The 24,517-nt window shown below is 63.1% G+C and carries 22 protein-coding genes and 1 tRNA gene; 7 read left to right on the top strand and 16 right to left on the bottom strand.

Annotated elements, in window-relative coordinates:
- The first annotated feature begins 22 nt into the window (after positions 1 to 22).
- On the top strand, positions 23 to 238 hold the full coding sequence (locus tag MUB52_RS14110) for a hypothetical protein (protein ID WP_263844879.1): 216 nt from the start codon (positions 23 to 25) through the stop codon (positions 236 to 238).
- Here MUB52_RS14110 and MUB52_RS14105 read toward each other — a convergent pair.
- Both MUB52_RS14105 and MUB52_RS14100 read right to left on the bottom strand, forming a co-directional pair.
- A complete protein-coding gene (locus MUB52_RS14105) occupies positions 228 to 1,442 on the bottom strand; it encodes a pyridoxal-phosphate-dependent aminotransferase family protein (RefSeq protein WP_263844878.1) in 1,215 nt (404 codons plus the stop codon). The genes MUB52_RS14110 and MUB52_RS14105 overlap by 11 nt on opposite strands.
- A 77-nt stretch (positions 1,443 to 1,519) precedes the next feature.
- Positions 1,520 to 2,194 (bottom strand): TIGR04283 family arsenosugar biosynthesis glycosyltransferase, encoded by a 675-nt coding sequence (locus MUB52_RS14100; protein ID WP_263844877.1) that lies wholly within the window; start codon positions 2,192 to 2,194, stop codon positions 1,520 to 1,522.
- Between the two features lie 81 nt (positions 2,195 to 2,275).
- Between MUB52_RS14100 and ygfZ the strand changes: the two genes are divergently transcribed.
- Positions 2,276 to 3,016: a CAF17-like 4Fe-4S cluster assembly/insertion protein YgfZ gene (ygfZ, locus tag MUB52_RS14095; RefSeq protein ID WP_263844876.1), complete on the top strand. Its 741-nt coding sequence runs from the start codon at positions 2,276 to 2,278 to the stop codon at positions 3,014 to 3,016.
- 3 nt (positions 3,017 to 3,019) lie between these two features.
- Here the strand turns inward: ygfZ and efp are convergent, their stop codons facing one another.
- On the bottom strand, positions 3,020 to 3,583 hold the full coding sequence (gene efp / locus MUB52_RS14090; protein ID WP_263844875.1) for an elongation factor P: 564 nt from the start codon (positions 3,581 to 3,583) through the stop codon (positions 3,020 to 3,022).
- Between the two features lie 219 nt (positions 3,584 to 3,802).
- Here efp and MUB52_RS14085 point away from each other — a divergent pair, with 219 nt between their 5' ends.
- Complete coding sequence (locus MUB52_RS14085) at positions 3,803 to 4,123, top strand: DUF6280 family protein (RefSeq protein ID WP_263844874.1); 321 nt, start codon at positions 3,803 to 3,805, stop codon at positions 4,121 to 4,123.
- Between the two features lie 58 nt (positions 4,124 to 4,181).
- On the opposite strand, the gene MUB52_RS14080 is transcribed toward MUB52_RS14085, so the two are convergent.
- Positions 4,182 to 4,760, bottom strand: a complete 579-nt coding sequence (locus MUB52_RS14080; protein ID WP_263844873.1) for a cobalamin biosynthesis protein CobQ — start codon at positions 4,758 to 4,760, stop codon at positions 4,182 to 4,184.
- A 64-nt stretch (positions 4,761 to 4,824) separates the two neighbouring features.
- On the opposite strand from MUB52_RS14080, the gene MUB52_RS14075 reads away from it, so the two are divergent.
- Entirely contained in the window at positions 4,825 to 6,294 is a 1,470-nt protein-coding gene (locus tag MUB52_RS14075) for a cobyric acid synthase (protein WP_263844872.1), read from the top strand.
- A 25-nt stretch (positions 6,295 to 6,319) separates the two neighbouring features.
- On the opposite strand, the gene MUB52_RS14070 is transcribed toward MUB52_RS14075, so the two are convergent.
- The 3 genes from MUB52_RS14070 to MUB52_RS14060 form a co-directional block, all read right to left on the bottom strand.
- The gene (locus MUB52_RS14070) at positions 6,320 to 6,949 is read right to left on the bottom strand and encodes a hypothetical protein (RefSeq protein WP_263844871.1); all 630 of its coding nucleotides are present in this window, start codon (positions 6,947 to 6,949) and stop codon (positions 6,320 to 6,322) included.
- 69 nt (positions 6,950 to 7,018) lie between these two features.
- On the bottom strand, positions 7,019 to 8,461 hold the full coding sequence (locus MUB52_RS14065; RefSeq protein ID WP_263844870.1) for a TolC family outer membrane protein: 1,443 nt from the start codon (positions 8,459 to 8,461) through the stop codon (positions 7,019 to 7,021).
- A gap of 46 nt (positions 8,462 to 8,507) precedes the next feature.
- Positions 8,508 to 9,161: a protein-L-isoaspartate O-methyltransferase family protein gene (locus MUB52_RS14060; RefSeq protein ID WP_263844869.1), complete on the bottom strand. Its 654-nt coding sequence runs from the start codon at positions 9,159 to 9,161 to the stop codon at positions 8,508 to 8,510.
- A gap of 146 nt (positions 9,162 to 9,307) precedes the next feature.
- Here MUB52_RS14060 and MUB52_RS14055 point away from each other — a divergent pair.
- Positions 9,308 to 9,381, top strand: a tRNA-Cys gene (locus MUB52_RS14055).
- A 143-nt stretch (positions 9,382 to 9,524) separates the two neighbouring features.
- Here the strand turns inward: MUB52_RS14055 and MUB52_RS14050 are convergent.
- Both MUB52_RS14050 and MUB52_RS14045 read right to left on the bottom strand, forming a co-directional pair.
- Entirely contained in the window at positions 9,525 to 9,830 is a 306-nt protein-coding gene (locus tag MUB52_RS14050; RefSeq protein ID WP_263844868.1) for a DUF1653 domain-containing protein, read from the bottom strand.
- The gene (locus MUB52_RS14045) at positions 9,827 to 11,551 is read right to left on the bottom strand and encodes an adenosylcobalamin-dependent ribonucleoside-diphosphate reductase (protein WP_263844867.1); all 1,725 of its coding nucleotides are present in this window, start codon (positions 11,549 to 11,551) and stop codon (positions 9,827 to 9,829) included. Before MUB52_RS14045 ends, MUB52_RS14050 begins: the two co-directional genes overlap by 4 nt.
- Positions 11,552 to 11,953: 402 nt before the next feature.
- On the opposite strand from MUB52_RS14045, the gene MUB52_RS14040 reads away from it, so the two are divergent.
- Both MUB52_RS14040 and MUB52_RS14035 read left to right on the top strand, forming a co-directional pair.
- Positions 11,954 to 12,586 (top strand): glutathione S-transferase family protein, encoded by a 633-nt coding sequence (locus tag MUB52_RS14040; RefSeq protein ID WP_263844866.1) that lies wholly within the window; start codon positions 11,954 to 11,956, stop codon positions 12,584 to 12,586.
- A 26-nt stretch (positions 12,587 to 12,612) separates the two neighbouring features.
- A complete protein-coding gene (locus MUB52_RS14035; RefSeq protein ID WP_263844865.1) occupies positions 12,613 to 14,679 on the top strand; it encodes a putative bifunctional diguanylate cyclase/phosphodiesterase in 2,067 nt (688 codons plus the stop codon).
- A gap of 77 nt (positions 14,680 to 14,756) precedes the next feature.
- Here the strand turns inward: MUB52_RS14035 and urtE are convergent, their stop codons facing one another.
- The 7 genes from urtE to MUB52_RS14000 all read right to left on the bottom strand — a co-directional run bounded on the left by urtE (position 14,757) and on the right by MUB52_RS14000 (position 24,509).
- Entirely contained in the window at positions 14,757 to 15,452 is a 696-nt protein-coding gene (gene urtE, locus MUB52_RS14030) for an urea ABC transporter ATP-binding subunit UrtE (protein ID WP_263844864.1), read from the bottom strand.
- Positions 15,445 to 16,194 (bottom strand): urea ABC transporter ATP-binding protein UrtD, encoded by a 750-nt coding sequence (urtD, locus tag MUB52_RS14025; RefSeq protein WP_263844863.1) that lies wholly within the window; start codon positions 16,192 to 16,194, stop codon positions 15,445 to 15,447. The genes urtE and urtD overlap by 8 nt, the downstream gene beginning before the upstream one ends.
- Positions 16,191 to 17,357, bottom strand: a complete 1,167-nt coding sequence (urtC, locus tag MUB52_RS14020) for an urea ABC transporter permease subunit UrtC (RefSeq protein WP_263844862.1) — start codon at positions 17,355 to 17,357, stop codon at positions 16,191 to 16,193. The genes urtD and urtC overlap by 4 nt, the downstream gene beginning before the upstream one ends.
- A gap of 3 nt (positions 17,358 to 17,360) precedes the next feature.
- Positions 17,361 to 19,286, bottom strand: coding sequence for an urea ABC transporter permease subunit UrtB (gene urtB, locus MUB52_RS14015; protein ID WP_263844861.1), 1,926 nt, complete (start codon positions 19,284 to 19,286; stop codon positions 17,361 to 17,363).
- 81 nt (positions 19,287 to 19,367) lie between these two features.
- Complete coding sequence (urtA, locus tag MUB52_RS14010; RefSeq protein WP_263844860.1) at positions 19,368 to 20,648, bottom strand: urea ABC transporter substrate-binding protein; 1,281 nt, start codon at positions 20,646 to 20,648, stop codon at positions 19,368 to 19,370.
- A 326-nt stretch (positions 20,649 to 20,974) separates the two neighbouring features.
- Positions 20,975 to 23,221, bottom strand: a complete 2,247-nt coding sequence (gene ptsP / locus MUB52_RS14005) for a phosphoenolpyruvate--protein phosphotransferase (RefSeq protein ID WP_263844859.1) — start codon at positions 23,219 to 23,221, stop codon at positions 20,975 to 20,977.
- Between the two features lie 49 nt (positions 23,222 to 23,270).
- On the bottom strand, positions 23,271 to 24,509 hold the full coding sequence (locus MUB52_RS14000; protein WP_263844858.1) for an aspartate kinase: 1,239 nt from the start codon (positions 24,507 to 24,509) through the stop codon (positions 23,271 to 23,273).
- Positions 24,510 to 24,517: the final 8 nt, after the last annotated feature.

Genomic DNA, 24,517 nt, shown 5'->3' with positions numbered 1-24,517 from the left:
GGGGCAAGGCACGGGACGCGACATGGACAGAGACAAGCTCGGCCGGGCACCGAATTACACCAAAGCGTGCATCGTGATGTTCGGCGTCAACATCACCTGGATCCTGCTGTTTCTCTTTGCCATCTGGGGGCTGGTGGCGGCCGTCTTCCTTGGTCTTGCGGTCAATCGCTGGGTCGACTGGCTGGCCTACCGCAAGCGCCTGGAGGAGGAGCGGTGGGCACTGCCGCCTAAGGGCTGACCGCGCCGATGATCCCGGCCGCCGCTGCAAGAGCGCCCGCACCGTATGGGATCTTGAGCGCGGCCATGCCCGCCTCGATACCGCCCAGGAGACCCATGATCATATGGCCGTTCACATGCCCCATGTGACCCAGCCGGAAGTAGCCGTGCCAGGACGGATCGGTGCGCTCGGCCATGCCGAGCCCGATGCCCAGCGTCAGCCCCAGATGTGTCTCCGTCCACTCGCGCAACTCGGTCGCACGCGGCGGGTCGAGACGCAGGGCTGTGACCGCCGTGCTGCGGTGCTTCGGCTCCGCCATGTTCATCCGCAAGGCACCTTCCGTGCTCCAGGCGTCGCAGGCCGCCCAGATCGCCCGCGCGAGGCGCTCGTGACGCGCCCAGACAGCCTCGATCCCCTCACCGTGGATCATGTCGAGGGCCGCACGCAGACCATAAACGTGGTGCGTCGGGGCCGTGCCGTTCCAGTATTGCCAGAAGTCATCCGGCTGCGCGCGCGGCGTCCAGTCCCAGTAGTTGCTGACCCGTGGCATCTCGGCGCGGCGTGCCGCGGCCTTGTCGTTGAAAAACACAAAGCCCATACCGGGCGGGACCATCAGGCCCTTTTGGCAGCCCGCCACCATGACATCGACACCCCAGGCGTCCATCTCGAAGACGTCGCAGCCCAGCGAGGCGATGCAGTCTGCCATCAGCAAGGCCGGGTGTCCGACCTCATCCATCGCGGCCCGCAGCGCGGAGATGTCGCTCAGCGCTGAGCTCGAGGTGTCCACATGCACCGCAAGCACCGCCTTGATCCGACGCGCGGTGTCGGCGGCGAGCGCTTCGGCCACGCGGCCGACATCCATGGCGCTGGATTTGCCAAAATCGATCACCTCGGCCTCGGCGCCCAGGGCCCTGGCCATCCCGCCCCAGCCATGGCCGAAGTGCCCGGTGGCCGGGACAAGGACGGTATCGCCCGGCGCGATCACGTTGGACAATGCCGCCTCCCAGACGCCATGCCCGTTGGCGATGTAGATCGCCACATGCCCGTCGGTGCGCGCCACGCGCTTCAGATCCGCGACGATCCCCGGCATCATCTCGGGCAGTTCACCCGCATAGATGTTCGGAGCAGGCCGGTGCATGGCGCTCAGCACCGCCTCGGGCATCACCGAGGGGCCGGGAATGGCAAGATAGCCGCGACCGGCAGGCGTTCTGGGCATTTGGGGCATAAGGGCTGTCCTTTTTATATGGCGCGACTTTATCCGCCCTATGGGCATGGTCAATTGCCGAAACAGCGGCCCCGCGATCAGCGGCGATAGCTCTCGGCCAGCCGGTCGGGTGAGGCACCCCAGAAATAGCGCGCGAGTGTCCAGAGGTTGCGCGCCCCGCGGCGGATCCAGCCTTGTGCCCGGTAGCGCGCGGGGCTGGTCTCGGCCACCGCGTCGATGCCGGTAAGCCGGCCCCTCAGAGCACGGGCGAGAGCCACGTCCTCCATCAGCGGCTGATCGGGATAGCCACCCACATCCGCATAGAGCGCGCGGGGCAGCAAGAGCCCCTGGTCGCCGTAGGGCAACCCCATCCGGCTGCGCAGATTGGCCCAGACCGCCACGATGCGCCCCGCGAGCCCGCCACGGGCAAAGGCCAGCCGAAACCAGCCGGCTTGCCGGGTGTCGAGATGCAGGATCACCGGCCCGACCCAGCCGTCGCGCAGCTGCGTATCCGCATGCAGCACAAGCAGCCACGCGCCTTGTGCTTCCGCACAGCCGCGCGCCAGTTGCCCGCCGCGCGATGCGGGCCCAGTCACAACTTCGGCGCCCCAGGCTTTGGCCACCGCCACGGTGGCATCCTCCGAGCCGCCATCGCTGACGATCAACTCGCGGATCAGGCCCGCCTCCAGACCCGGGACAAGGGCCGCAAGGCAGGCGCCGAGTTGCGCTTCGGCATTGAGCGTCGGTATCACCACCGAAATCGGTGCGCGCATCACTCTTCCCCTCTCCCCCAGCCCCTTCTTCTTGGCGCTGGGGTTTCTATATGACATTCATCGCTCGAAGAGGAGGCCCACATGACCAAACGTCGCATCCTGAAGCTCAGCGGCCCCAACGCGCGGGACTTCCTGCAAGGGCTGATCACCAACGACATCGATCGGCTGGACGAGGGCCTCGTCTATGCGGCGCTCTTAACGCCGCAAGGTAAATATATTGCCGACTTCTTCCTCGCCGCGGTCCCTGACGGTATTCTACTGGACGTGGCCGAGAGCCTTGGTGACGCGCTGATGCAGCGCCTGATGATGTACAAGCTGCGAGCCGATGTGACGATCGCGCCGACCGCATTGCATCTGCACCGGGGGCTGGGTGACGCGCCCGACGACGGATATGCGGACCCGAGGCATACGGCCCTCGGCTGGCGGGCCTACCGCGACAGCCCGCAAAAGGACGACACGACGGATTGGACCGCGCTGCGTGTGGCATATCTGATTCCCGAGACGGGCATCGAGCTCACACCTGATACCTTCATCCTCGAAGCCGGCTTCGAGCGGCTTGCGGGCGTGGACTTCAAGAAAGGCTGCTACGTGGGTCAGGAGGTTACGGCGCGCATGAAGCACAAGACGGAACTGCGCAAGGGGCTGGCCCAGGTGCAGATTTCGGGCGCAGCGGACACAGGGACAGAGATCCTGTCGAATGGTAAGATCGCGGGAACCCTGCTCAGCCGGACGGCGGACGCTGGCATTGCCTATCTGCGCTACGACCGTGCCATTGGCGAGATGAAGGCCGGAGAGGCCACGGTGATCCGTACGGACGGCTGAACCTCAGGCGCGCTCCGAGTACTCCATCGTCTCGGTGTTCACGATGATGTCCTCATCCTGTGCGATGAAGGGCGGCACCATGACTTTCACGCCGTTGTCGAGCACCGCAGGCTTGAACGAATTCGCCGCCGTCTGACCCTTGACCACCGGCTCGGTCTCCACGACCTTGCATGTCACCTTCTGCGGCAGCGTGGCGTTCAGCGCTTCCTCGTCGTAGAACTCCACCACGATGGTCATGCCGTCCTGCAGGAAGGGGCGCCGCTCGCCCAGCAGCTCCGCAGGCAGCTGCACCTGCTCGTAGGTTTCGGTGTCCATCACGATCAGCATGCCCGCGTCTTCGTAGAGAAACTGCTGGTCTTTCTGCTCCAGCCGCACCCGCTCGACCTTGTCCGCACTGCGGAAACGTTCATTCAATTTGGAACCATTCCGCAGGTTGCGCAGTTCTACCTGAGCAAATGCCCCACCCTTACCGGGCTTCACATGATCGACTTTGACCGCGGCCCAGAGACCATCGTTATGCTCAAGAACATTCCCGGGACGGATTTCATTTCCATTGATTTTAGGCATTTGAGCAGACCATGGCGGGAGGTTGATGAATTGTTGACGCTTCCTATATCTAGCCGGATGGGTGGTGACAAGACGACAATATCTCGTGTCGCAGGCCGGAGCGCTATGCGTGCGCTGCATATATGCCATGCAGATACGGGGTATCCGAATCGTCTGAACTCCGTCATAAGGGGCGCCATGCCGAAAATACAAGAGCAAGAATAATCGAAAGGACGACGAATGAAGGACTTCGTTGACGGCACAGCCTTTAACAACGAGCAAGGCAACCGTGCACGTAAACTCTTCGCAGCTGTGGTACTGGCTGCATTGGACGACGCCATCGCGGACGACAAGAAGTATGGCAATGGTCCAGAACAGATTGCCCGCTGGGCGCGCTCGCGCGATGGACGCGAAGTGCTCAGCTGCGCCGGGATCGACCCCAATGAGCGTGTCGTTGCCGGCCTGATGGAGTTCGTAGGCAAAGGGGTACGCACCTCGGTCGCGCTGTCGCGCGAGGAATCCGAGCGTCGCAATGCCGCACAACAGGCCGAAGCCGCCTGATTTCATCCGTGATCAATGGATAAAAGCGCGCCCCACCCCGGGCGCGCTTTTGTCTTTTTCAGCTGTCGACGAAGAAGAAAAGCCACTGCCGGACAATCCAGATCTCGGCGATGAGCAGAGCGGCGACCAGCGCCAGCACGCCCCATCCAAACCGCCGCTGCCAGAGCGCAAGCGCCGCGAGCGTGGCTGCCGACGCCTCGACCGGCGCAAGCCACATCGCCCCATGATCGCGGTCCCAGTAGCTGAGCGGGCTTTCGAACACCCAGCCTGACAGCGGCCAGAAATGGGCCCGCCCGTCGTCGTGATGAAACGGGAAGTCGAGGCAGAGGTGCAACAGCGCAGCGCCGGTCAGCGCGATGGCCCAGGGCGCACCGCGCCAGAGCGCCAGCGCAAAGAGACCGCCCCAGACGATGAACGAATTGTCGATGGCAAAGATCGTTTGCCAGCTTTGAGAGAAATAGAGCTCGTCGAAAACGATGGCGGGGGCGATGCCCGAGATATATAGCGCATTGCCCGCGAGCAGATAGAGAGACAGATCCGGAAGCAAGGCGCCGAGCAGAGCCGCCAATACGATGGTGGTGCTGCCCTTGCGCCCCATCACCGCAGCGCCGATCAACAGATGCGCTGGCGTGTTCATCTTTGTTCCTTTTCCTTTGCCGGATCATGCGTCAGGTTGCGCGAAACATCAAAGGGGACAACGCATGGCGCGCGCAATCATGATCCAGGGCACCGGCAGCAATGTCGGAAAGTCGATGATCGTGGCAGGGCTCGCGCGGGCCTACACCCGGCGCGGGTTGGCAGTACGCCCCTTCAAGCCGCAGAACATGTCCAACAACGCCGCCGTAACGGTCGATGGCGGCGAGATCGGGCGCGCGCAGGCGCTTCAGGCCAAGGCCGCCGGGGTGGACCCGCATACCGACATGAACCCAGTCCTGCTGAAGCCGCAGTCGAGCACCGGGGCGCAGATTATCGTGCAGGGCCAGGTCTTCGGCGCGCAGGAAGCGCGCGCCTTCGGGCAGGCCAAGGACAAGCTGATGCCCTATGTGCTTGAGAGCTTTCAACGGCTTTGTCAGAGCTGCGACCTGGTGCTGGTGGAGGGCGCGGGCAGTCCGGCCGAGACGAACCTGCGCGCGCGCGACATCGCCAACATGGGTTTCGCGCGCACCACCGATGTGCCTGTCGTGCTGATGGGCGATATCGACCGGGGCGGTGTGATCGCGCAGGTCGTCGGCACCCATGCGGTTCTCGAACCGGACGACCTCGCGCTCGTCACAGCCTTTGCCATCAACAAGTTCCGCGGCGATGTGCGCCTCTTTGACGGCGGGCGGGATGACATCTGCGCCCGCACCGGCTGGCCCTGTCTTGGCGTCATCCCCTGGTTCCCGGCCGCGGGCCGTCTGCCCGCCGAGGATGTGGCCGACGTGCCCGCGCGGGCCAGATCCGCAGGTGAGGGTCTGACGATCGTGGCGCCGCAGCTGCCACGGATCTCGAATTTCGACGATCTGGACCCGTTGGCCGCCGAGCCCGGCGTCGAGCTGATCATCGCGCCGCCGGGCGCGCCATTGCCTGCTCATGCCGATGTCATCCTGCTCGGCGGCAGCAAGGCCACACTCGCGGATCTGGAGGCGCTCCGCCGCGAAGGCTGGGACATCGACATCGCGGCGCACGTGCGGCGTGGCGGCCATGTTTTGGGGCTCTGCGGCGGTTATCAGATACTGGGACGCTCGATCGCGGACCCGGATGGCATCGAGGGGCCCCCTGCGCACGCCGACGGCCTGGGCTATCTCGACGTCGAGACCGTTCTGCACCCGCGCAAGACGCTGAAGCTCAGCACCGGCGTGCATCTCGCCAGCGGCGCGTCCTTGCAGGGATACGAGATTCACATGGGCGACACCGAGGGCCCGGGGCGCGCGCAGGCCTGGCTCGAAGTGAACGGGCGGCGCGAAGGGGCAAGTGCCTGCGATGGCCGCGTCCAGGGCTGCTATCTGCACGGCATCTTCAGCTCGGACGCCTTTCGCCGAGCGTGGTTGTCACAGTTCGGGATCACCGCGCAAGTGGCTTACGATATGCAGGTGGAGCGAACGCTCGATGACCTGGCGGACCATCTGGAACAGCATATGGACCTCGACCGGCTTCTGAAGCTCGCACGCCACCCGACGCACGCCGCCTGATCCCGCGCCGCCGGGTGCAGCAAAATCAGTTGAGATCGCGGGCCGCCAAAGCGCGGTGGATTTCGCGGTGCACCAGCTTGCGCACATTCCGTGTGATCCGCTCACCCAGGGGGCCCTGAAGCTCGGCGCGCAGGATTTCAGCCACCAGCTCACGCAGCGCGGCCTCGTCGAGGACCGGCTCTTCGCCCGGACGCACAACTGCCGGAGCGGCCGTCTCCCCCGTCTCGGGATCAGACTGATTGTCGGCGATGTCCAACTCGTCCGTCTCGGGCCAGGCCATGCCCGACGACGGGGTGCCGGCATAGTCGTCATTGCCGTCGCCGTCCGGCTCCCATTGGTCAGCCGTCTTGGCGATTTCCGTCTCGAGCGCCGCGATCTTCGCCGACAGCTCATCGAGACCGAATGCCGACCGCTCCTTGGAGCCACCACCCGCCGCGCCGCTGCTCTGCGGCTCTGCCACAGGAACGTAAACGGCATCGGCAGGCCGCAGCTTCAAGGTGTCCTTGTCGGAAACACGCTGCTGCGGCGACAGAACCAAGCGATCCGAAGCCCCCTGAGAGGGACGCGCTCCATGATCTGACTTGTTGTCGCTCACCAGACGGCGGACGGACGACAGGACATCCTCCGCGTCCAGGGTTTTGGCCGGTTTTGACATGACACCCTACCCTCACACGGCATCACCTTACCCCCAGCACAACACGCAAACAATGGGTCATCGGTACCGTCATTGCTTTTGCAGGGCGCGCAAAACGCGATCGAGCTTCTGACCTTGGGTCGAAGACGGCACCGGCGCATCCTTCACCAGATCGTAGTAGGCGTTGGGGTCGTACTGCTGCACCCCCAGCGACAGATCCTGGGCGGTGAGCCGACCGGTGGCTTGCAGCACCGCGTAGGCGGCCACATAGAGGTTTGCCTGGTCCGAGATGCGGGAGGTTTCCGCATCGAGAAGCTCCTGTTCGGCATCGAGCACGTCGAGCGTGGTACGCGCGCCCAGCGTCGCCTCTTCCCGGACCCCTTCGAAGGCGATCCGCGCGGCCCTGATGCGCTCTTCGCTTGACTGAAGGCTTGCGCGTTGTGCGGCAAGGGACGCATAGGCCGAACCTACATCCTGCGAGACCTGCTTGCGCACCTCGATGAGGTTGCCGCGTTGCGCATCTCGCGACGCGATGGCCGAGCGGATGGCTGCGGAAAGACCGCCGCCGCGATAGATCGGCCCACCCAACTCGACGCCGATCTGTCCGGACCGGGTGAAGTTGCTGTTGCCGAAATTTTCGGTGTATCCAAGCGAGCCGACGGCAGACACCGAGGGCTTCAAAGCCGCCTCGGCACGCATGATGTTGAGCTCGGCGACCGCCACCAGATGCTGGGCCGCGCGCAGGTCGGGATGGGTCTGGATCGCGCGGGCGCGCGCGGTTTCCACGTTGGTCTCGAGGCGCGGCAGGGACGGCGGCGCAGACAGGTTGCCGGGCGCATTGCCGACCACGTTGCGATACTCTTCTTCCGCTTGCAGCAAGTCACCCTGCGCGGTGGCGAGACCGCTGCGCGCTTCGGCCAAGCTGGCCTCGGCCTGAGCCACGTCGGTCCGCGTGACCTCACCGACCTCGAAGCGGTCCTGTGCGGCGCGCAATTCCTGGGTCAGAAGCCGCAGGTTGTTCTGACGCAGCGAGACGAATTCGCGCGCCGCGATCACGTTCAGATAGGCCGAGACCGCCCGCAACAGGACCGTCTGCTCCAAGCTGATCAGCTGCTGGCGCGTGGCCAGTACGGTTTCCTTCGCCGCATCGACACCCAGCGACGTGGCCCCGCCATCGTAGAGCAGCAGCGAGGCGGCCAGGCCAATCGTGCCGTTGCTTGCTTCGAGGTTGTTCACCGTTTGGCCACCCAAGGTCGTGAACGATCGGCTATCGCCGAAGTCGCGGGTCAGACTGGCACTGTAGTTCAGAATGGGACGCAGTGCCGCAACCGCGGTCGCCACATCCTCGTCGGCCGCCCGCAACAAGGCGCGGTTCTGTTCGAGCAGGCCGCTGGTCTTATAGGCTGCGACCAGCGCATCGGCGAGAGTTTCGGCCTTTGCCACCGGCGCTGCCAGAACGGCCAGGACACCCGCCGATCTGGCGAGACTGCGGCACCAGAACACCAGCCGTTTGGTTGTCTTTGTTTGGGACATTGTTATGCCTCTTCCTGTGTCTGCCCTGCCCGGGCCCCTGAGTGAATTAGAATTCGAAAACATCTTCCTTGGCAAATCCCGGCAGCACGGGCGCCCCGGCATTGAACGACATGCGCCACGACAGCGTCCCGGCGGTTTTGCGTCCGATACGCACTTCCCCAAGCGGACCATCCATGAAGAGGCAGGCGATCCGCCCGCCCTCCTTCACCTGCTCGGCGAGCGCAGCCGGCAGCTCTTCCACCGCGCCTTGAACGATGACCACATCGTAAGGGCCGTGCTGCGCCGCTCCGTCCGCCAGCGGCCCGACATGCACAATCACATTGTCCGCACCGGCCTCGGCCAGCGCGTCCTGCGCCTCCTGCGCCATCTCCTCGTCCTGCTCGACAGCGACAACGGCCTCGGCCATATGCGCAATCACGGCCGAGGAGTAGCCGAGTGCCGCGCCCACATCCAAAACCAATTCGTCGTTGGAGATGTCGAGCGCATCGAGCATCTTCGCCAAGGTCCGCGGCTCGAGGATGACCCGGCCGCCGCCAAGGTCCAGATTTTCGCCCATATAGGCCGCCTCGCGCTGCGCCGCCGGGACGAAGGTTTCACGCGGGACACTCAGCATCGCATCGATGATCGGAAACTTGGTCACATCCGACGGTCTGACCTGCGTGTCGACCATCATGGTGCGGCGGGTGGCGAAATCGATCATCCGGCTAAACTCGTCCGTTCAGTTAACTCCCTCGCAGATGTGCCATATTCGCGGCCTTGCGGCAACGCTCATGCGTGCGATTTTGCCGGTTTGTGACACTTGCGGCACCCTGACGAATGGGATAGCACTGCGCGCACACCATGTGAGGCGAGTTGGCGGAGTGGTGACGCAGCGGATTGCAAATCCGTGTACACCGGTTCGATTCCGGTACTCGCCTCCATTGATCACCCAGCCAATACATCCATGCAGACAGTCTAGTGCTTCGGTTTTCCAGGTCTGCGGCCGTTGTCTCGCCGGCGAGCGGCCAGATCTTTTTGACGGCCTTGGCTTCATTGCCCGGGCGCCTGCGACCCGTTCCCAGGATCAGTCTTGCACCGGCAGCAATTCGAACCGGCCATCGTTGAACTCCTCCGCAGGCCGTATCCATATTGTGCCCTCGGCGTCGTCGTAGATCACCGCTGCGCGGCGGTCCGCCTCGAGGATCCCTTGGGCCAGCACCCGATAGAGCCCCCCCTTACGGTGGCGGTGCGTGGGGTCCCAAGGCGCCGCGGGCCGCAGCGGGACCGCTGCCTCCAGGCTTGCGCGGCCCTGCGCGCGTGCAGCGTCGCGACCCGGGTCGCGCTTCCGGAAGAAGCGCGACAGCCGGGTGAGAGGTGCGCCCAGGATCATGCCGAGAGCACCGAGCCCGTGACCGGGTTGGGCCGGTAGGTGGTACAGCCCTTGCAGCCAGCCTCGAAGGCTTGCCGGTAAACATCCTCGAAAACCGAAAACGGGATATCCTCGGGGCAGTTCACGGTCTTGGAGATGCCGCTGTCGACCCAGCGCTGCGCGACGGCCTGCATGCGGACGTGATCTGCCGGGCGCAGGTCCTGCGCGGTGACAAAGGCATCGGTCAGCGACGCATCCTCACCAAACATCTGGTAGTAGAGCCAGACTGCGTAGTCCTGCACAAGCTCCTCCGCCTTCGTGCCGTCCGGGCGGGTGATTTTCCGCGTGTATGAGGTGGCAAAGACCGGCTCGATGCCCGAGGAGACGTTGCCGCCGAACATCGATGTGGTGCCCGTGGGTGCGATGGTCGTCAGCACGCCGTTGCGGAGACCGTGTTTGCGGATCGCGGCCTGCACCTCGACATCGAGCGATTGGATCCCCCGGCCCTGCATGTGCTTCTCCGCGTCATAGAGGGGGAATGCACCCCGTACGGCTGCCAGTTCCGCCGATGCGAGATAGGCCGCGTTCTGGATCGTCTGAAGCCAGCCGCCGACCACCCGCACAGCTGTCGGCGTTCCATAGCGGACGCCCAGCATGATCAGCGCATCGGCGACCCCGGTCACCCCGACCCCGATCCGCCGCTTGGCCAGCGCCTCGCGCCGCTGTGCCTCGACTGCAAAACGCGACACGTCGATCGCGTTGTCCAGCATCCGGACCGCAACACCCACAAGACGCCGCAACTGCGCATCGTCAAGGCGGGCATTCGGGCCGAAGGGGTCGCTCACCAGCCGCGCCAGATTGATCGAGGCGAGCGGACAGGTGCCATTGGGAGGCAAGGGCTGTTCCGCGCAGGAGTTCGTGGCCGCCAGCGTCTCGAGGTAGCCCAGCGGATTGGCCTCGTTGATCCGGTCGATGAAGAGCACGCCGGGCTCGGCCGCGCTGTAGGTCCGCCACATGATCTTTTCCCAGATCTCGCGGGCCTTGACGGTCCGTATCACCTGATCCTCCCAGATCAAGTCCCAATCCGCATTGGCCTCGACGGCCGCCATGAACTTGTCCGTGATCATCACCGAGGTGTTGAAGTTCCGCAGCCGCAGCGGGTTCGCCTTGGCTTCAATAAAGGCTTCGATGTCAGGGTGATCGACCCGCATCGTCGCCATCATCGCCCCGCGGCCCATCCCGGTGACGAGCATGCCGCAGACCGTGTTGCAGATGTCCATCGCGGGCAGCGGACCGGCGGCAGGACAATCGAGCCCCTGCACCAAAGTCCCCTTGGGCCGGATCGTCGAGAAGTCAAAGCCGATGCCGCCTCCCATCTGCATGGTCAGCGCCGCATCCTTGACCGTATCCATGATGCCTTCGACTGAATCCGGGATCGACTGCATCACAAAGGTATTCGCGAGCGTCACATTGCGATGGGTTCCGGTTCCGGCCAGGATCCGGCCGGCCGGCAACAGCTTGAAGCCCTCCATCGCCTCATAGAACGCCAGCGACACGTTCTGGCGGTCCGCGGGTTTTTCGGCCTGGGCCAGGCTGTTCGCCACCCGGCGCCATGTATCGTTCACGGTCACGTCACGTTCGCGCCCCCCGGTCACGTATTGATACTTCGAGCGCCAGATCTGCTCGGAGATCGGCTGGTCAAAAGATGCAGGCGACAGGATAGATTCAGGGTAACTTAACATATCGTCTCGCTTTGATTAGTGAGTGTGGACTAGCAGAATGGAACCCCGCATAGACCATTAACCTTTTGTTAACCAAATGAAAATTAGAAATCAGGCCTTAAAATTCCGTTAATGGTTAGCAGCCAATTTTAGAAAAATTGGTTAACCTATTTATGAAGATTTTTGAAAACCTCTAATTTCAATGACCTAGCGTCAGGTCCAGTGACTGCCCGCCACATCGCTGACACAAGATCGCCCAGAGAGGCTGCATATTTTTTCAGCGATTTCCGGTCCGGGACGACGGGCAGCCCTGAACCTCCGCAATTTGAAATGCATTCGACATTCGTTTGGCGCCGAAATTCAGACGCCATTAACGGCGAGTTCTTAACGAGGTCCCAGTCCTGAAGCTGGAAGGGGAGTGTCATGACGAAACTCTACGCCTGTCTTGGGTCCGGGAACTGTTTCAAACCCTGGCTCGCAATGCATCAACTTGAGATCCCGTTCGAGCTTGTCCTGATCGACGTGCTCAAGGGTGAACAGAAATCGCCTGAGTATCTCAGCATCAGCCCGCTTGGTGTTGTTCCACATCTTGTGACCGAAACGGGCCATGGGATCGGAGAGAGCAATGCGATGCTGTGGTATCTGGCCGAATACAGCCATCTGATGCCGGCCACCCGAGAAGGGCGCGCCGAGGCGCTGCAGTGGATGTATTTCGAACAGTCGAAGCTGGAGCCGTTCATCTCGCCCGCGCGGTTCTTCACCACCATCCTGCCGGAGCAGCGCGAGGCACGTGCCGATGACATCAAAGCATGGCAGGCCGCCGCCGACACCGGGCTGTCGCGTCTCGATGCTCATCTGGAACATCGCGATTTCATGCTCAGCTCTGGCTATTCAGTCGCCGACATCGCAACCTTCGGATATGTGCATGTGCTGGAAGAGGCCGGCCTGTCCATGGCGGACTATCCTGCCGTGGCCCGCTGGGTCGAGGCGGTGTCTCAAACCGAAGGGTTCCGCCCGCTGAGCGACCTGGGCCGGGCACGAAGTCAGGCGGCCTGAGGCACCAGAAATCGGGGCAGTCGGTCATGCGCAACGAAAAGATAGCAGACGGCTCGGCGGTAGCGGCGCGATCAATCGCACAGGCATCGCCCGAGCAGAGCACCGAAGCAGCGGTTCCCGTGAACCGCCTGAAGACGGCTGTCTGGATCTACGACGTTGACAACGCGCGCATTACCCATGCAAACGCCGCGGCTTGCGAGCTGTGGCAGGCCGAAAACGAAGAGGACTTGCGCCGCCGCGATCTCGGGACCGACATGTCGCCGACTGTGTCGAAACGTCTCAAGCAGTATCAGCTCGACTTCATCGAGCGCGACGCGACGTTCAGCGAGATGTGGACGCTCTACCCCAACGGCCGCCCCACCAGCATCATGGTTGTCTACCGCGGCTACCGGCTTCCGGACGGGCGTATGGCCATGCAATGCGAGGCTGCGGGCGACGCGGAGAATGAGCCGGACAACCTGCGCAGCGCCGAAGCGCTTCTGCATACCGATGTGATGATCGCGCTGCACGAGGCTGGTGGCGCTCCTGTCTATCTGAACCCCGCGGCCCGCAATGCGGCGACCCATGCTTTGCAGACCATCGCCGAGAAGTTCGTCGACCCGGCAGACCACGACCGTCTCATGCATGAGCTTGAAGCCTTGGGCGAATATCGCATGGTCGCCAAGGTCAACACCGGCGCAGGTCCACGATGGCATGACCTGACGGTCAAGCAATGCTCCGATGCCGTCACCGGCAACCCTGCAATCCTTGTGACGGCAATCGACGTGAGCGAGCTGAAGATCGCGCGCGACAAGGCACGCTACCTCGCTGACCGCGACCAGCTCACGGGCTGTTACAACCGCTCCTACCTTCAGCAGTACATGTCGACGCTCGGGCGTTATCAGTCCAAACACTGCGCGCTGCTCTGTTTCGACGTCGACCGCTTCAAGCAGATCAACGATCGGCTGGGTCACGAGATGGGCGATGTGGTTCTGAAAGAGATCGCAGCCCGGGTCAACGCCTCGATCCGACGCACCGACACCTTTGTCCGCCTTGGCGGAGACGAATTCGTCGTGGTCTTCGAAGACGTTTCATCCGCGGCGGATCTCGAGGCCAAACTCGAAAAACTGCTGAAGATCATTGCAGAGCCGATCACCCATGACGCCACGCGGGTCAGCGCGACGGTCTCCATGGGCGTTGCCACCTTTGTCCCCGATAACGCGCATTTCACGGCTGTCATGCGCGAGGCTGACATCGCGCTCTACACCTCGAAGCAGGCCGGCCGGAACCGCGTCACCTTCTTCAGCGCCGAGATGGGTGCGCTGGCCAAGGCACGCGATCTGGTCGAGGTCGAACTCAAACGCGCCATCGAGAACCGCGAATTCACGCTGCATTTCCAGCCCCGCTTCTGCTTCAAGACAGGCACGGTCATTTCCGTCGAAGCCCTTGTGCGATGGGAGCATCCCAAGCGCGGACTGATCATGCCGGCCGAATTCATCTCCATCTGCGAAGAAACCGGCATGATCGAGGATCTGGGGCAGCTGATCCTCGAAATGGCCTGCATGAAGGCGATCTCCTTGCATCAAGAGGGGCGGGATATTCAGATCTCGCTGAACATCTCGCCACGTCAGTTCGAGGACAACCGGCTTCTCAAATCACTCGAAACCTTCTCCCGCCATCCCGATTTTCCCCGCGGCAAGGTCGAGTTGGAGATTACGGAAAACGTGCTGATCGGGGATCACGAGCTGATCGCCAAGAAGCTGGAAGCGATCTCAGACATGGGCTACCAGATCGCCATCGACGACTTCGGCACCGGCTATTCCAATCTGTCCTACATCTCACGCTTCCCACTGAATTGCCTCAAGATCGACCAGTCCTTCATCGCCCAACTGCCGAAATCGGGGCCCATCATCAGCCTGATCCTCACGCTGGCAGAGCAGATCAATGCGACAATCGTTGCCGAGGGTGTCGAAACGCGCGAGCACTTCGAGTGGCTGCGCAACCACAAATGCGATCAGGCGCAGGGCTACTTCCTGTCCCATCCGGTTGATGCCGAAGAGCTGCCGCATGTGATCGAAACTCTGAATTCCGGGGCATGGACAGGCTCGCAATAGAGCACGCCCCAGGCCGGTCTTCGGCGTGCTGCTTCAAATGAGGCAAAGACGGCACAACCTGCCCGCACAGACGGATGCTAGAGCGCCAGATCCGCAAGCAACCCCTCTTTTGTATAGGCTGCCTTTGTTTCGCGGCGCTTGACCGATCCGCGCTCAACCACCACGAAGCGGTCGGCCAAGGCATAGGCGAAGTCGGCGTTCTGCTCCACCAGAACGATAGCCATCTCGCCCGCATCGCGCAGCTTGCGCAGCGCATCCCCGATCTGCTGGATCACGTTGGGCTGGATGCCCTCGGTCGGTTCATCGAGCAGCAACACCTTCGGACGGGCAATCAGCGCCCGCGCAATGGCCAGCTGCTGTTGCTGACCACCAGAGAGATCGCCGCCCCGGCGGTTGCGCATGTCCTGCAGGACCGGAAAGAGGGCGAAGATATCATCGGGCACCCGGTGCTCCCCCTTGGGCAGGCAGGCAAAACCGGTCTCGAGGTTCTCCTGCACGCTCATCATCGGGAAGATCTCACGCCCCTGAGGCACGTAGGCGATACCGCTTCGGGCGGCCCCCACGGCCGACCCTCTTCTCACCTCGGCGTTGCCAAGGCGCACATGACCGGCGCTGGACGGGTGCCGCCCAGCCACGGCCTTGAGAAGGCTGGTCTTGCCCGCCCCGTTGTTCCCCATCACGGCCGTGATCTCGCCGATCTCCGCTGTCAGCGAGATCCCGAAGAGGATCTGGCTCTGCCCGTAGTGCAAATCGAGGCCCGTGACATCAAGCATGGCCGCGCCCCAGATAGACGTCGACCACCGTCTGGTTCGAGGTCACATGATCCAGGCTGCCTTCGGCCAGCACAGAACCTTCGTGCAGCACGGTGACCTTGCAATCGAGCCGCCGGACGAATTCCATATCATGCTCCACAACCACCACGGCGCGGGTCTCGGCGGCCTTTCGCAGGATGTCGGTCGTCTTCTCACGCTCTTCCACGGTCATGCCCGCGGCCGGTTCATCCACCAGCAACAGCCGTGGCTCCTGTGCCAGCAGCATGCCGATTTCGAGCCATTGCTTCTGCCCATGGCTCAGCTCGCCCGCGCGCCGGGTCAGGCTCTGCGTCAAACCGATCTCTTCAGCAATGCTCTCGATCCGCGCCGCGTTGGCCGTCGTTTTACTGTGCATCAGGACAGCGAAGGGCCCGCGGGGATTTTTCAGAGCCATCGCGAGGTTCTGCCGCACGGTCTGATCTTCGAAGACAGTGGGTTTTTGAAACTTGCGCCCGATCCCTTCCATCGCGATCTGGCTCTCGGAAAGACCCAGGAGGGAGATATTCTTCTCTCCCCAGATCACCGTCCCCTCGTCCGGACGGGTCTTGCCGGTCACGATGTCCATGAAGGTGGTCTTGCCAGCGCCATTGGGGCCGATGATCGCCCGCAACTCGGCCTCGGCAAAATTGATCGAGAGGTTGTTGATCGCGCGGAACCCATCGAAGGTGACCGAGACGCCAGAGACTTCCAGCAGCATGCTCATGACGGCTTCCGCACCAGATAGTCGAAGAGCCCGCCAATGCCCTTTGGAAAGAACAGCGTGACGGCGACGAAGGACACGCCCAGAAGCACCAGCCACCAGTCGGTCCATTGGATCCGATAGACCCCGAGGTCGATGTCGGGGGCCCCGCCGCCCGTGAACCAGCTTGAGAGCAACGACACAAAGGCCGCCCCGATGACCGCGCCGTATAGCCGCCCGCGCCCGCCGATGGCGACCCAGACCGCGAGGTAGATGGAGGCGATGGGCGCGATTTCTCCTGGGTTGATGATGCCCGCCTGCGGGTAGTAGAGCGCGCCCGCGATCCCCGAAATGACAGCTGTGACCGTGAAGACAAAGAGCTTGTAGCTCTCCACATGATACCCCAGGAACCGCACCCGCGCCTCGTTGTCGCGAATGCCCTTGATCACGCTGCCCATCTTGCCGGTGACGATCCAGGCGAAGAAGACATACCCGGCACCGAGCGCGACCGAAGAGGCGAGGAAGAACACGATGGAGATCGTCGCCTGCGAGGTCTCTTCGAACCCGGGAATGTTCTGCAGGCCCGAGAGCCCGTTGTTGCCCCGCAGGCCGCTGTCGTTCTGGAAGAGATAGAGTGACAGCGCCAGTGTCATCGCCTGTGTGAGGATCGACAGATACACCCCGGTGACCCGGCTGCGGAAGGCGAGCCAGCCGAAGACCAAGGCCAGCAGACCGGGGATCAGCACGACCATCAGCAGTTGCAGAAACAGGCTGTCCGCGAAGGCCCAGATCAGCGGGAATTCGGAGGATCCGACAACGCCAAAGATCTGGTTGCCAATGGCGTCCGAGACCTCCTGCGGCGTCGGTGGGATCACCTGATTCTGCAGGCTCTCCAGCACGATGGTCTCGGTGCGCGCATACATCAACCACATGCCGATGGCATAGCCCCCGATGCCGAAAAAGGCGAAGTGGCCGAGCGACAGGATCCCGCAATAGCCCCAGACCACGTCCATCGCGATGGCAATCAGGCACAGGCACAGCGTCTTGCCGAGAGTCTTGACGAAGGAGGTCGAGATCATCGCGGTCCCTGTCGCCTCGGACAGCAGCACGACAGTCAGCGTAAAGAGGCTGAGCGCTGCGAGGAACCAGAGCACCGAGGGGTTTTCTGCGATGAAGCTTTTCCGCATGGTCTAATCCGCCGCCGCCCGGCCCTTGAGCGCGACAATGCCCTTGGGTCGGAATTGAATGAAGAGGATGATGAAGAGGATCATGTAGGTCTGGGCCGCCAGCGTGTTGGAGGGGTTCAGCCACTCGATCCCCTTTTGCAGGAAGCCGATCAGCGAGGCACCCGCGAGCGTGCCCCAGACATTGCCGACGCCCCCCACGACCACGGTCATGAAGCTCTGCACGATGTAATCGGCACCCATCTCTGAGGTGACCTTCGCGTAGAGCCCGATGGCCACGCCTGCGATGCCCGCGATACCCGAGCCGAGGCCGAAGGTGAGCATGTTGATGCGGTCGGGGTTGATGCCCATGCTGGCCGCCATGCCTGGGTTCTGGGTCACCGCCCGCACCTCCAGCCCCAGCCGCGTGCGCTTGAGCACGAAGAGGATCAGGGCGAGGAAAATCAGCGCCAGCACAAAGATCGCAATGCGGATATAGCTGATCTGGATCACGTCCGAAATCACCCACGCCCCATCGAGCCAGCCTGGCGAGGTCAGCGGGCGGGCCTGCGTGCCGAAGATGTTCTTGGCAAGCTGTTGGAGCGCAATGGAGATGCCGAAGGTGGCCAGCAGCGTCTCGAGCGGGCGGTGATAGAGATGCCGGATCACCAGACGCTCCATCGTCACCCCCGCGCCGAAAGTAACCGCAAAAGCAAGCGGCAGGGCGATAATGATCGATAGGGTGTAGTCCGGCACGAAGAGCTGCACCACATACCCCGTGTAGGCGCCCATCATGATGAACTCGCCATGCGCCATGTTGATCACGCCCATGACGCCGAAGGTGATGGCGAGACCAATCGCCGCGAGAAAGTAGATCGAGGCGAGCGACAGCCCGTCCAGAGCCAGATCCGCGGCCTGAGCGAAGGCGACGCGTTGTTCGGCCGAGGCCAGGGCAGCTTCCGCGGCCGCGGTGATCTCGGCATTGGGCTCGTCGTAAAGCTCGTAGAAGACATAGGCGTTCAGCGCGTAATCGCGCGTTTCGACGGTCACCAGCGGTGGGACGAGCCCCTCTTTTGACAACGCCGCATACGCGCGTTCGCGCGCGGCATCCGTGCCCAGTTGCGCCAAAGGCACGCCACCTGCGGTGCCGTCGCGGATATGGGCTTCGAGTGCTGCTCGGATCACAGCCGGCCCGGTCTGTGCGGGCGCAAACCCGGCCTCGACCAGCTGAGCGTAGTATTCGTCCGGCGCTTCCATCGGGTTCAGGAGCCGCGCGATATTGCCATCGGGCTCGGAGGCCGCGACGCCCGCCTCCGTTTGCAGGATCTGGTTGAGCACGCTGCGGGCTTCCACGGTGGTGTCCTGCGCCAGGCTGTCGATTGCCGCGATCCGCTCTTGCGGCGTGTCGGCAAATCGGGCGGAGAGGAAGGTTGCCAGCTGGGTCTTGCGCGCGCGCAGCGTGTCGTCGGGTTCACCTTCGATGGAGGCGACAAGCGGCGCGAGCTGGTCGGCGGCGGGGCGCCTTGCAATGGCGGCAACAGCGCTTTCGCGGCGCGAAATGTCGGGATCTTCCAGCTGGTACTGAACCAGCGCTGTACCGATCAGTCGCCGTACGCCGCCATTTGGTCTGAGCTGTGTGAAACCGCCACGGCCTTCGATCCGAGTCTCGCCGCTGTCGAGATCGGTCAAGGTGATCTGATCGCCATCCTCCTGCCCGAAGAAAAAGCGCCCGTCGGGGCCCTGCCATACAGTCCTGCCGGCCCACTCCTCAAGGAAACGCGGCACCTGCGGCAAGCCCGAGGCGACAAGATCGTCGAGCAAGACCCCCACGCTGCGACGCGACGGGCTGGCCACCTCGTCCGCGTGCACCTGCAGGATCTGCTGCAGGTCGTCCGCCTGCGCCTGCGTCAGCGCACCAAGACAGAGCGCGATTGCAAGAAGAAAACGGCGCATGGCATCAAGCTTTCGGGGGGTCTTGGGTCGCGATCCGCGAAACAGGGCCATCACGACGGACAGCCCTGCTTCCTCAACAACTTAGTAGTTCGAGGTCAACTGAACGCAGGTGTTGGTCTCGGTGTTGTACATCCCGCAGCCGAGCTCCTTCCAGTCGGAGGTCAGCACCTTCGAGGCCGGCAGGAAGTCGGTCCAGGCATCGCCCGGCACCTCCTCGGTCTTCGAAATGATGTCGAACTGCCCGTCCGCCGTAATCTCACCAATCAGCACCGGCTTGGCCAAGTGATGGTTCGGCAGCATGACCGCGGTACCGCCGGTCAGGTTCGGAAACTCTTGCCCGTACATCGCCGAGCGCACGGCATCCACATCTGTTGTGCCCGCTTCAGTGACCGCGTTCACCCACATGTTGAAGCCGATGTAATGCGCCTCCATCGGATCGTTGGTCACCCGGTCTTCGCCTGCGAATTCTTTCCACGCCGCGATGAATTCGGCGTTGGCATCGGTCTCGGCCGACTGGAAATAATTCCAGGCCGCGAGGTGCCCCACCAGGTTGGAGGTGTCGAGGCCCGAAAGCTCCTCTTCGCCCACCGAGAAGGCCACGACGGGAATGTCATCCGCTGAGACACCCGCCGCGGCGAGTTCCTTGTAGAAGCCGATGTTCGCATCGCCATTGATGGTGGAGATCACACCCACCTGCTTGCCGTCCTCACCCAACGCAACCACATCCGCGACGATCGTCGCCCAGTCAGAATGGCCGAAGGGTGTGTAATTCACGAAGATATCGTCCGCCGCGATCCCGTTGTCCTTGAGATATTGCTCGAGGATGTTGTTTGTGGTGCGCGGATAGACATAGTCGGTGCCGAGCAGAGCGAACTTCTCAACGCCGAGCTCTTCCAGAAAGTAATCCACCGCCGGGATCGCCTGCTGGTTCGGTGCAGCGCCGGTGTAGAAGACGTTGCGCGAGCTTTCCTCGCCCTCGTATTGCACCGGGTAGAACAGCAGCCCGTTCAGCTCCTCGATCACCGGCAGCACGGATTTGCGGCTCACGCTGGTCCAGTTGCCGAAGATCACATCGACCTCATGCACGGTCAGAAGCTCGCGCGCCTTCTCGGCAAAGAGCGGCCAGTCCGAGGCCGGATCGACCACCACGGATTCGATCTGACAGCCCAGCACACCGCCCTTCTCGTTCTGCTTCTCGATCAGCATCAGCATGGTGTCTTTCAGCGTCGTCTCGGAAATCGCCATAGTGCCCGAGAGCGAATGCAGCACCCCAACCTTGATCGGATCAGCACAGTCCGCGGCCGCCATTGCAGTCGATCCCAGAAGGGCGGCTGTCGCCATGGAGTAGAATTTCAGTTTCATGTATCAAACGTTCCCCGTTGTCGCTGCGGGTGGCCAAATCGGGCGTGGATGCGCCTTCCGGCTGAGACCCAACCGGTGTAGTCAGGACCCGCAACAGTGATGTTGTAGTCGCGCAGGGGGGACGATCTGCCAGGATGACCCTCTGCGCGGCGTTTCGCCTAGCAGGCACGCCGAGTTAGGGCCATGAGATGCGGATTGGCCACAGAATGGTTTGGGACCACCCCGCAGGTCCGGGATATGCACAAAAAATTATCTGAAAATAAGGCGCACGCCTAAAATTTGCCCATCCATAAGACGCCTAAGTTTCAGGCGTTCGGCCGCTTTGCCTATGCGCCGCGGGTGCGCAGCCACTCCATCACCGCAGGGCGGACCGACATTTCGCCGCGGTGGCGCGCATCGGCAATGACCTTGCGGACCTCGGGCAAGTTGGTGCGTCGCAGCAGGCTCTTGACCGGACCGATCGACGCGGGCCGCATCGACAGGCTGCGCAGCCCAATGGCCGCAAAACACATCGCTTCGACCGGCCGGCCCGCATCCTCACCGCAGAAGGACAGAGGCGTGCCCGTGGCATTGCACCGCTCGACGATGCCTTCGATAAAGCTGAGGAATGAGACGTTGAGCGTATCATAGCGGCGGCGCACGCGCTCGTTCTCGCGGTCTGCGGCGAAGAAGAACTGCTTCAGGTCGTTACCGCCGATGGACAAAAAATCGACCTCCTCGAAAAATTTCAGCGGTGCGAAGGCAAGGCTGGGGGTTTCCAGCATCGCGCCGACCTTCACGCTCTCAGGCAGGACATGGCCCAGCCGCTCCTCCGCCGCCAAAGTCTTGTCCATCAGCCGGCGGGCACTCCGGTATTCCTCGAACTGGGCCACGAAGGGGAACATGACCGTCAGCGGCCGTCCATTGGCCGCCCGGATCAGCGCCTGCAACTGCATCCGCATGATGCCTGGCTTATCGAGCCCGACGCGGATCGCGCGCCAGCCCAGTGCCGGATTCGGTTCATCGTTGGGCTTCATGTAGGGCAGCACCTTGTCGGACCCGATGTCCAAAGTCCGGAAGACCACCGGCTTGCCGCCCGCCGCGTCCAGCACGCGCGCATAAAGCGCCACGAGCTCGGAGCGGCGCGGCATCTGGTTGCGCACGAGAAACTGAAGCTCCGTCCGGAAGAGCCCCACGCCTTCGGCGCCCGAGCTCGGCAGCGACGGCAGATCGGCCATCAGGCCTGCGTTCATCTGCAGCGACAGCACCGCGCCATCCTGCGTCTCCGCCGGCAGATCGCGGATCGAGGCATAGCGTTCCTGCGCAGCCGCCAGCATGGCGATCTTGTCGCGGAAGGCCGTGACAACGTTGTCGTCGGGGCGCAGATGCACGACCCCCTGTTCGCCATCGACCATGATGTGATCGCCATTCAGCGCCTCGGTTGTCACCCGCTCTGCATGCACCACCAGCGGAATGGCCAGCGCCCGGGCAACAATCGCCGCGTGGCTGCCGACGGAGCCTTCTTCGAGCACGATGCCCTTGAGACTGCGCCCGTACTCCAGAAGCTCCGCAGGGCCGATATTGCGGGCGATCAGGATCGGGTCGGCCGGCATCTCGGCGCCGGTATCGGCGCCCTGCCCGGTCAGGATACGCAGCAGCCGGTTGCTGAGATCGTCCAGATCACTCAGACGCTCGCGCAAATATTGATCCGTGACCTGCCCCATCCGTGCGCGGGCCACCGATTGCTCTTTCTCGACCGCGGCCTCGGCCGACAGACCGTTGGAGATGTCCTCCTCCATCCGCCGCATCCAACCCTTGGAGTTGGCGAACATGCGATAGGCTTCCAGCACCTGCTGCTGGTCCTTGTCCTGGCCGCCCGCAATCTCAAGCATCTTGTCGACGCCAACACGCAGCTGCTCGACCGCTTCGCGCAATCGCACCCGCTCGCGTTCGGGATCGTCCGCGATGGGGTTGGTGACGACGACACGCGGCTCATGCAGCCAGACATGGCCTTCTGCTGCGCCCTCCTGCCCGACGGTGCCCCGAAACAAAACCGGTTGCGAATGACGCGCCGACATGGCCGCGTTGTCGCCAATGAAGGCACCGAGCTCGGTCATCTCGGCCAGCACCATCGCAACCACTTCGAGCGCATAGACTTCATCGGCAGAAAACTCGCGTGCGGTGCGCGACTGCACCACGAGCACGCCCAGCGCCTCGCCCAGCCGCTGCACCGGCACGCCGAGGAAGCTGGAGTAAATCTCCTCGCCCGTCTCGGGCATATAGCGAAAGCCCTTCGCCTGCGGCGCATCCGGTGTGTTCACGACCTGGCGGTTGCGGGCCACCATGCCAACAAGTCCTTCGCCCAGCTTCATCCGGGTCTTGTGCACCGCATCGGGGTTCAGCCCCTCCGTTGCACAAAGCTCCAGCGTATCCTCATCGCGGAAGAGATAGATCGAGCACACCTCGCAGCCCATGCTGTCCGCAATGAGATGCGTGATCCGGTCCAGGCGCGCCTGTCCTTCGAGGTCGCCTGCCATGGCATCTCGCAGCCGCCCCAGCAGCTTGCGGGATTCGGTCTCCAGACGGTCGGCCACGCCCACAATCCTTCCACGTTCTGTGGTGCCGGTCCGCGGGTTTTGCGGATCAGGCGGCTTTCTCCAATTCGAACGCATCATGCAGCGCCTGCACAGCGAGTTCCATGTATTTCCGGTCGATCAAAACTGAAATCTTGATCTCAGAAGTGGTGATCACCTTGATGTTGATGCCCTCGGCACTCAGCACCTGGAACATCTTCGCGGCCACCCCGGTATGAGAGCGCATGCCGATCCCGACCACCGAGACCTTGGCCACATCGGTGTCAGCGATGACTTCGTGGAAGTTGATCGCGCCCTGCGCCTTGGCCTCCGCCACTGCCTTCTGGGCGCGCACCACCTGATCCGTGGGACAGGACCAGGTCATGTCGGTTCGACCCTCTTCCGAGATGTTCTGCACGATCATGTCGACGTTCACGCCGCCGTCGCTGAGCGCGGTGAAGATACTCGCCGCGATGCCTGGGCGGTCGGCCACGCTCACGAGGGTCATCTTTGCTTCGTCGCGCGAAAAGGCCACGCCCGCCACCACATTGCTTTCCATGATATCCTCCTCGTCGCAGACCAGTGTGCCTGCGTCATCCGATTGTTCCTCGAAGCTGCTCAGCACCCGCAGCTTCACCTTGTAGCGCATCGCCAGCTCGACCGAGCGGGTCTGCAAGACTTTCGCCCCAAGCGAGGCCAGCTCGAGCATTTCCTCAAAGGCGATCCGGTCGAGCTTGCGCGCCTTGGCGCTGACCCGCGGATCGGTGGTATAGACACCATCCACGTCCGTATAGATGTCGCAGCGCTCCGCATCGAAGGCGGCGGCAAAGGCGACGGCCGTGGTGTCCGAACCGCCGCGTCCCAGCGTGGTGATCCGGCCTTCGGGGCTGACCCCCTGAAAGCCCGCGACGACAGCCACCTTCATGCCTTCGGCGAACTTGGTCAGGATGTTGTCGGTCGGGATCTCCTCGATCCGGGCGGCCGAATGCGCCGAGGTGGTGCGCACGGGCACCTGCCAGCCCTGCCAGCTGCGCGCGGGCACGTCCATTTCCTGCAAGGTCAACGCCATCAGCCCGGCGGTGACATTCTCGCCCGACGAGACCACCGCGTCGTATTCGCGGGCATCATAGAGAGGCGATGTCTCGTTCACCCAGCCTACCAACTCGTTGGTTTTGCCCGACATTGCCGAGACGATGACGATCACGTCGTAGCCCTTCGCGACCTCGACGCCGACCCGCTTGGCCGCCCGCCGGATACGGTCGAGCGTGGCCACCGACGTGCCGCCGAATTTCATCACCAGAACTGGCATCCTGCGCC

The organism is Roseobacter sinensis, assembly GCF_025755255.1.
GTDB lineage: Bacteria > Pseudomonadota > Alphaproteobacteria > Rhodobacterales > Rhodobacteraceae > Roseobacter > Roseobacter sinensis.
The sequence above is the reverse complement of the archived record's forward strand: the minus strand, read 5'-3'. Positions and strand labels throughout refer to the sequence as shown.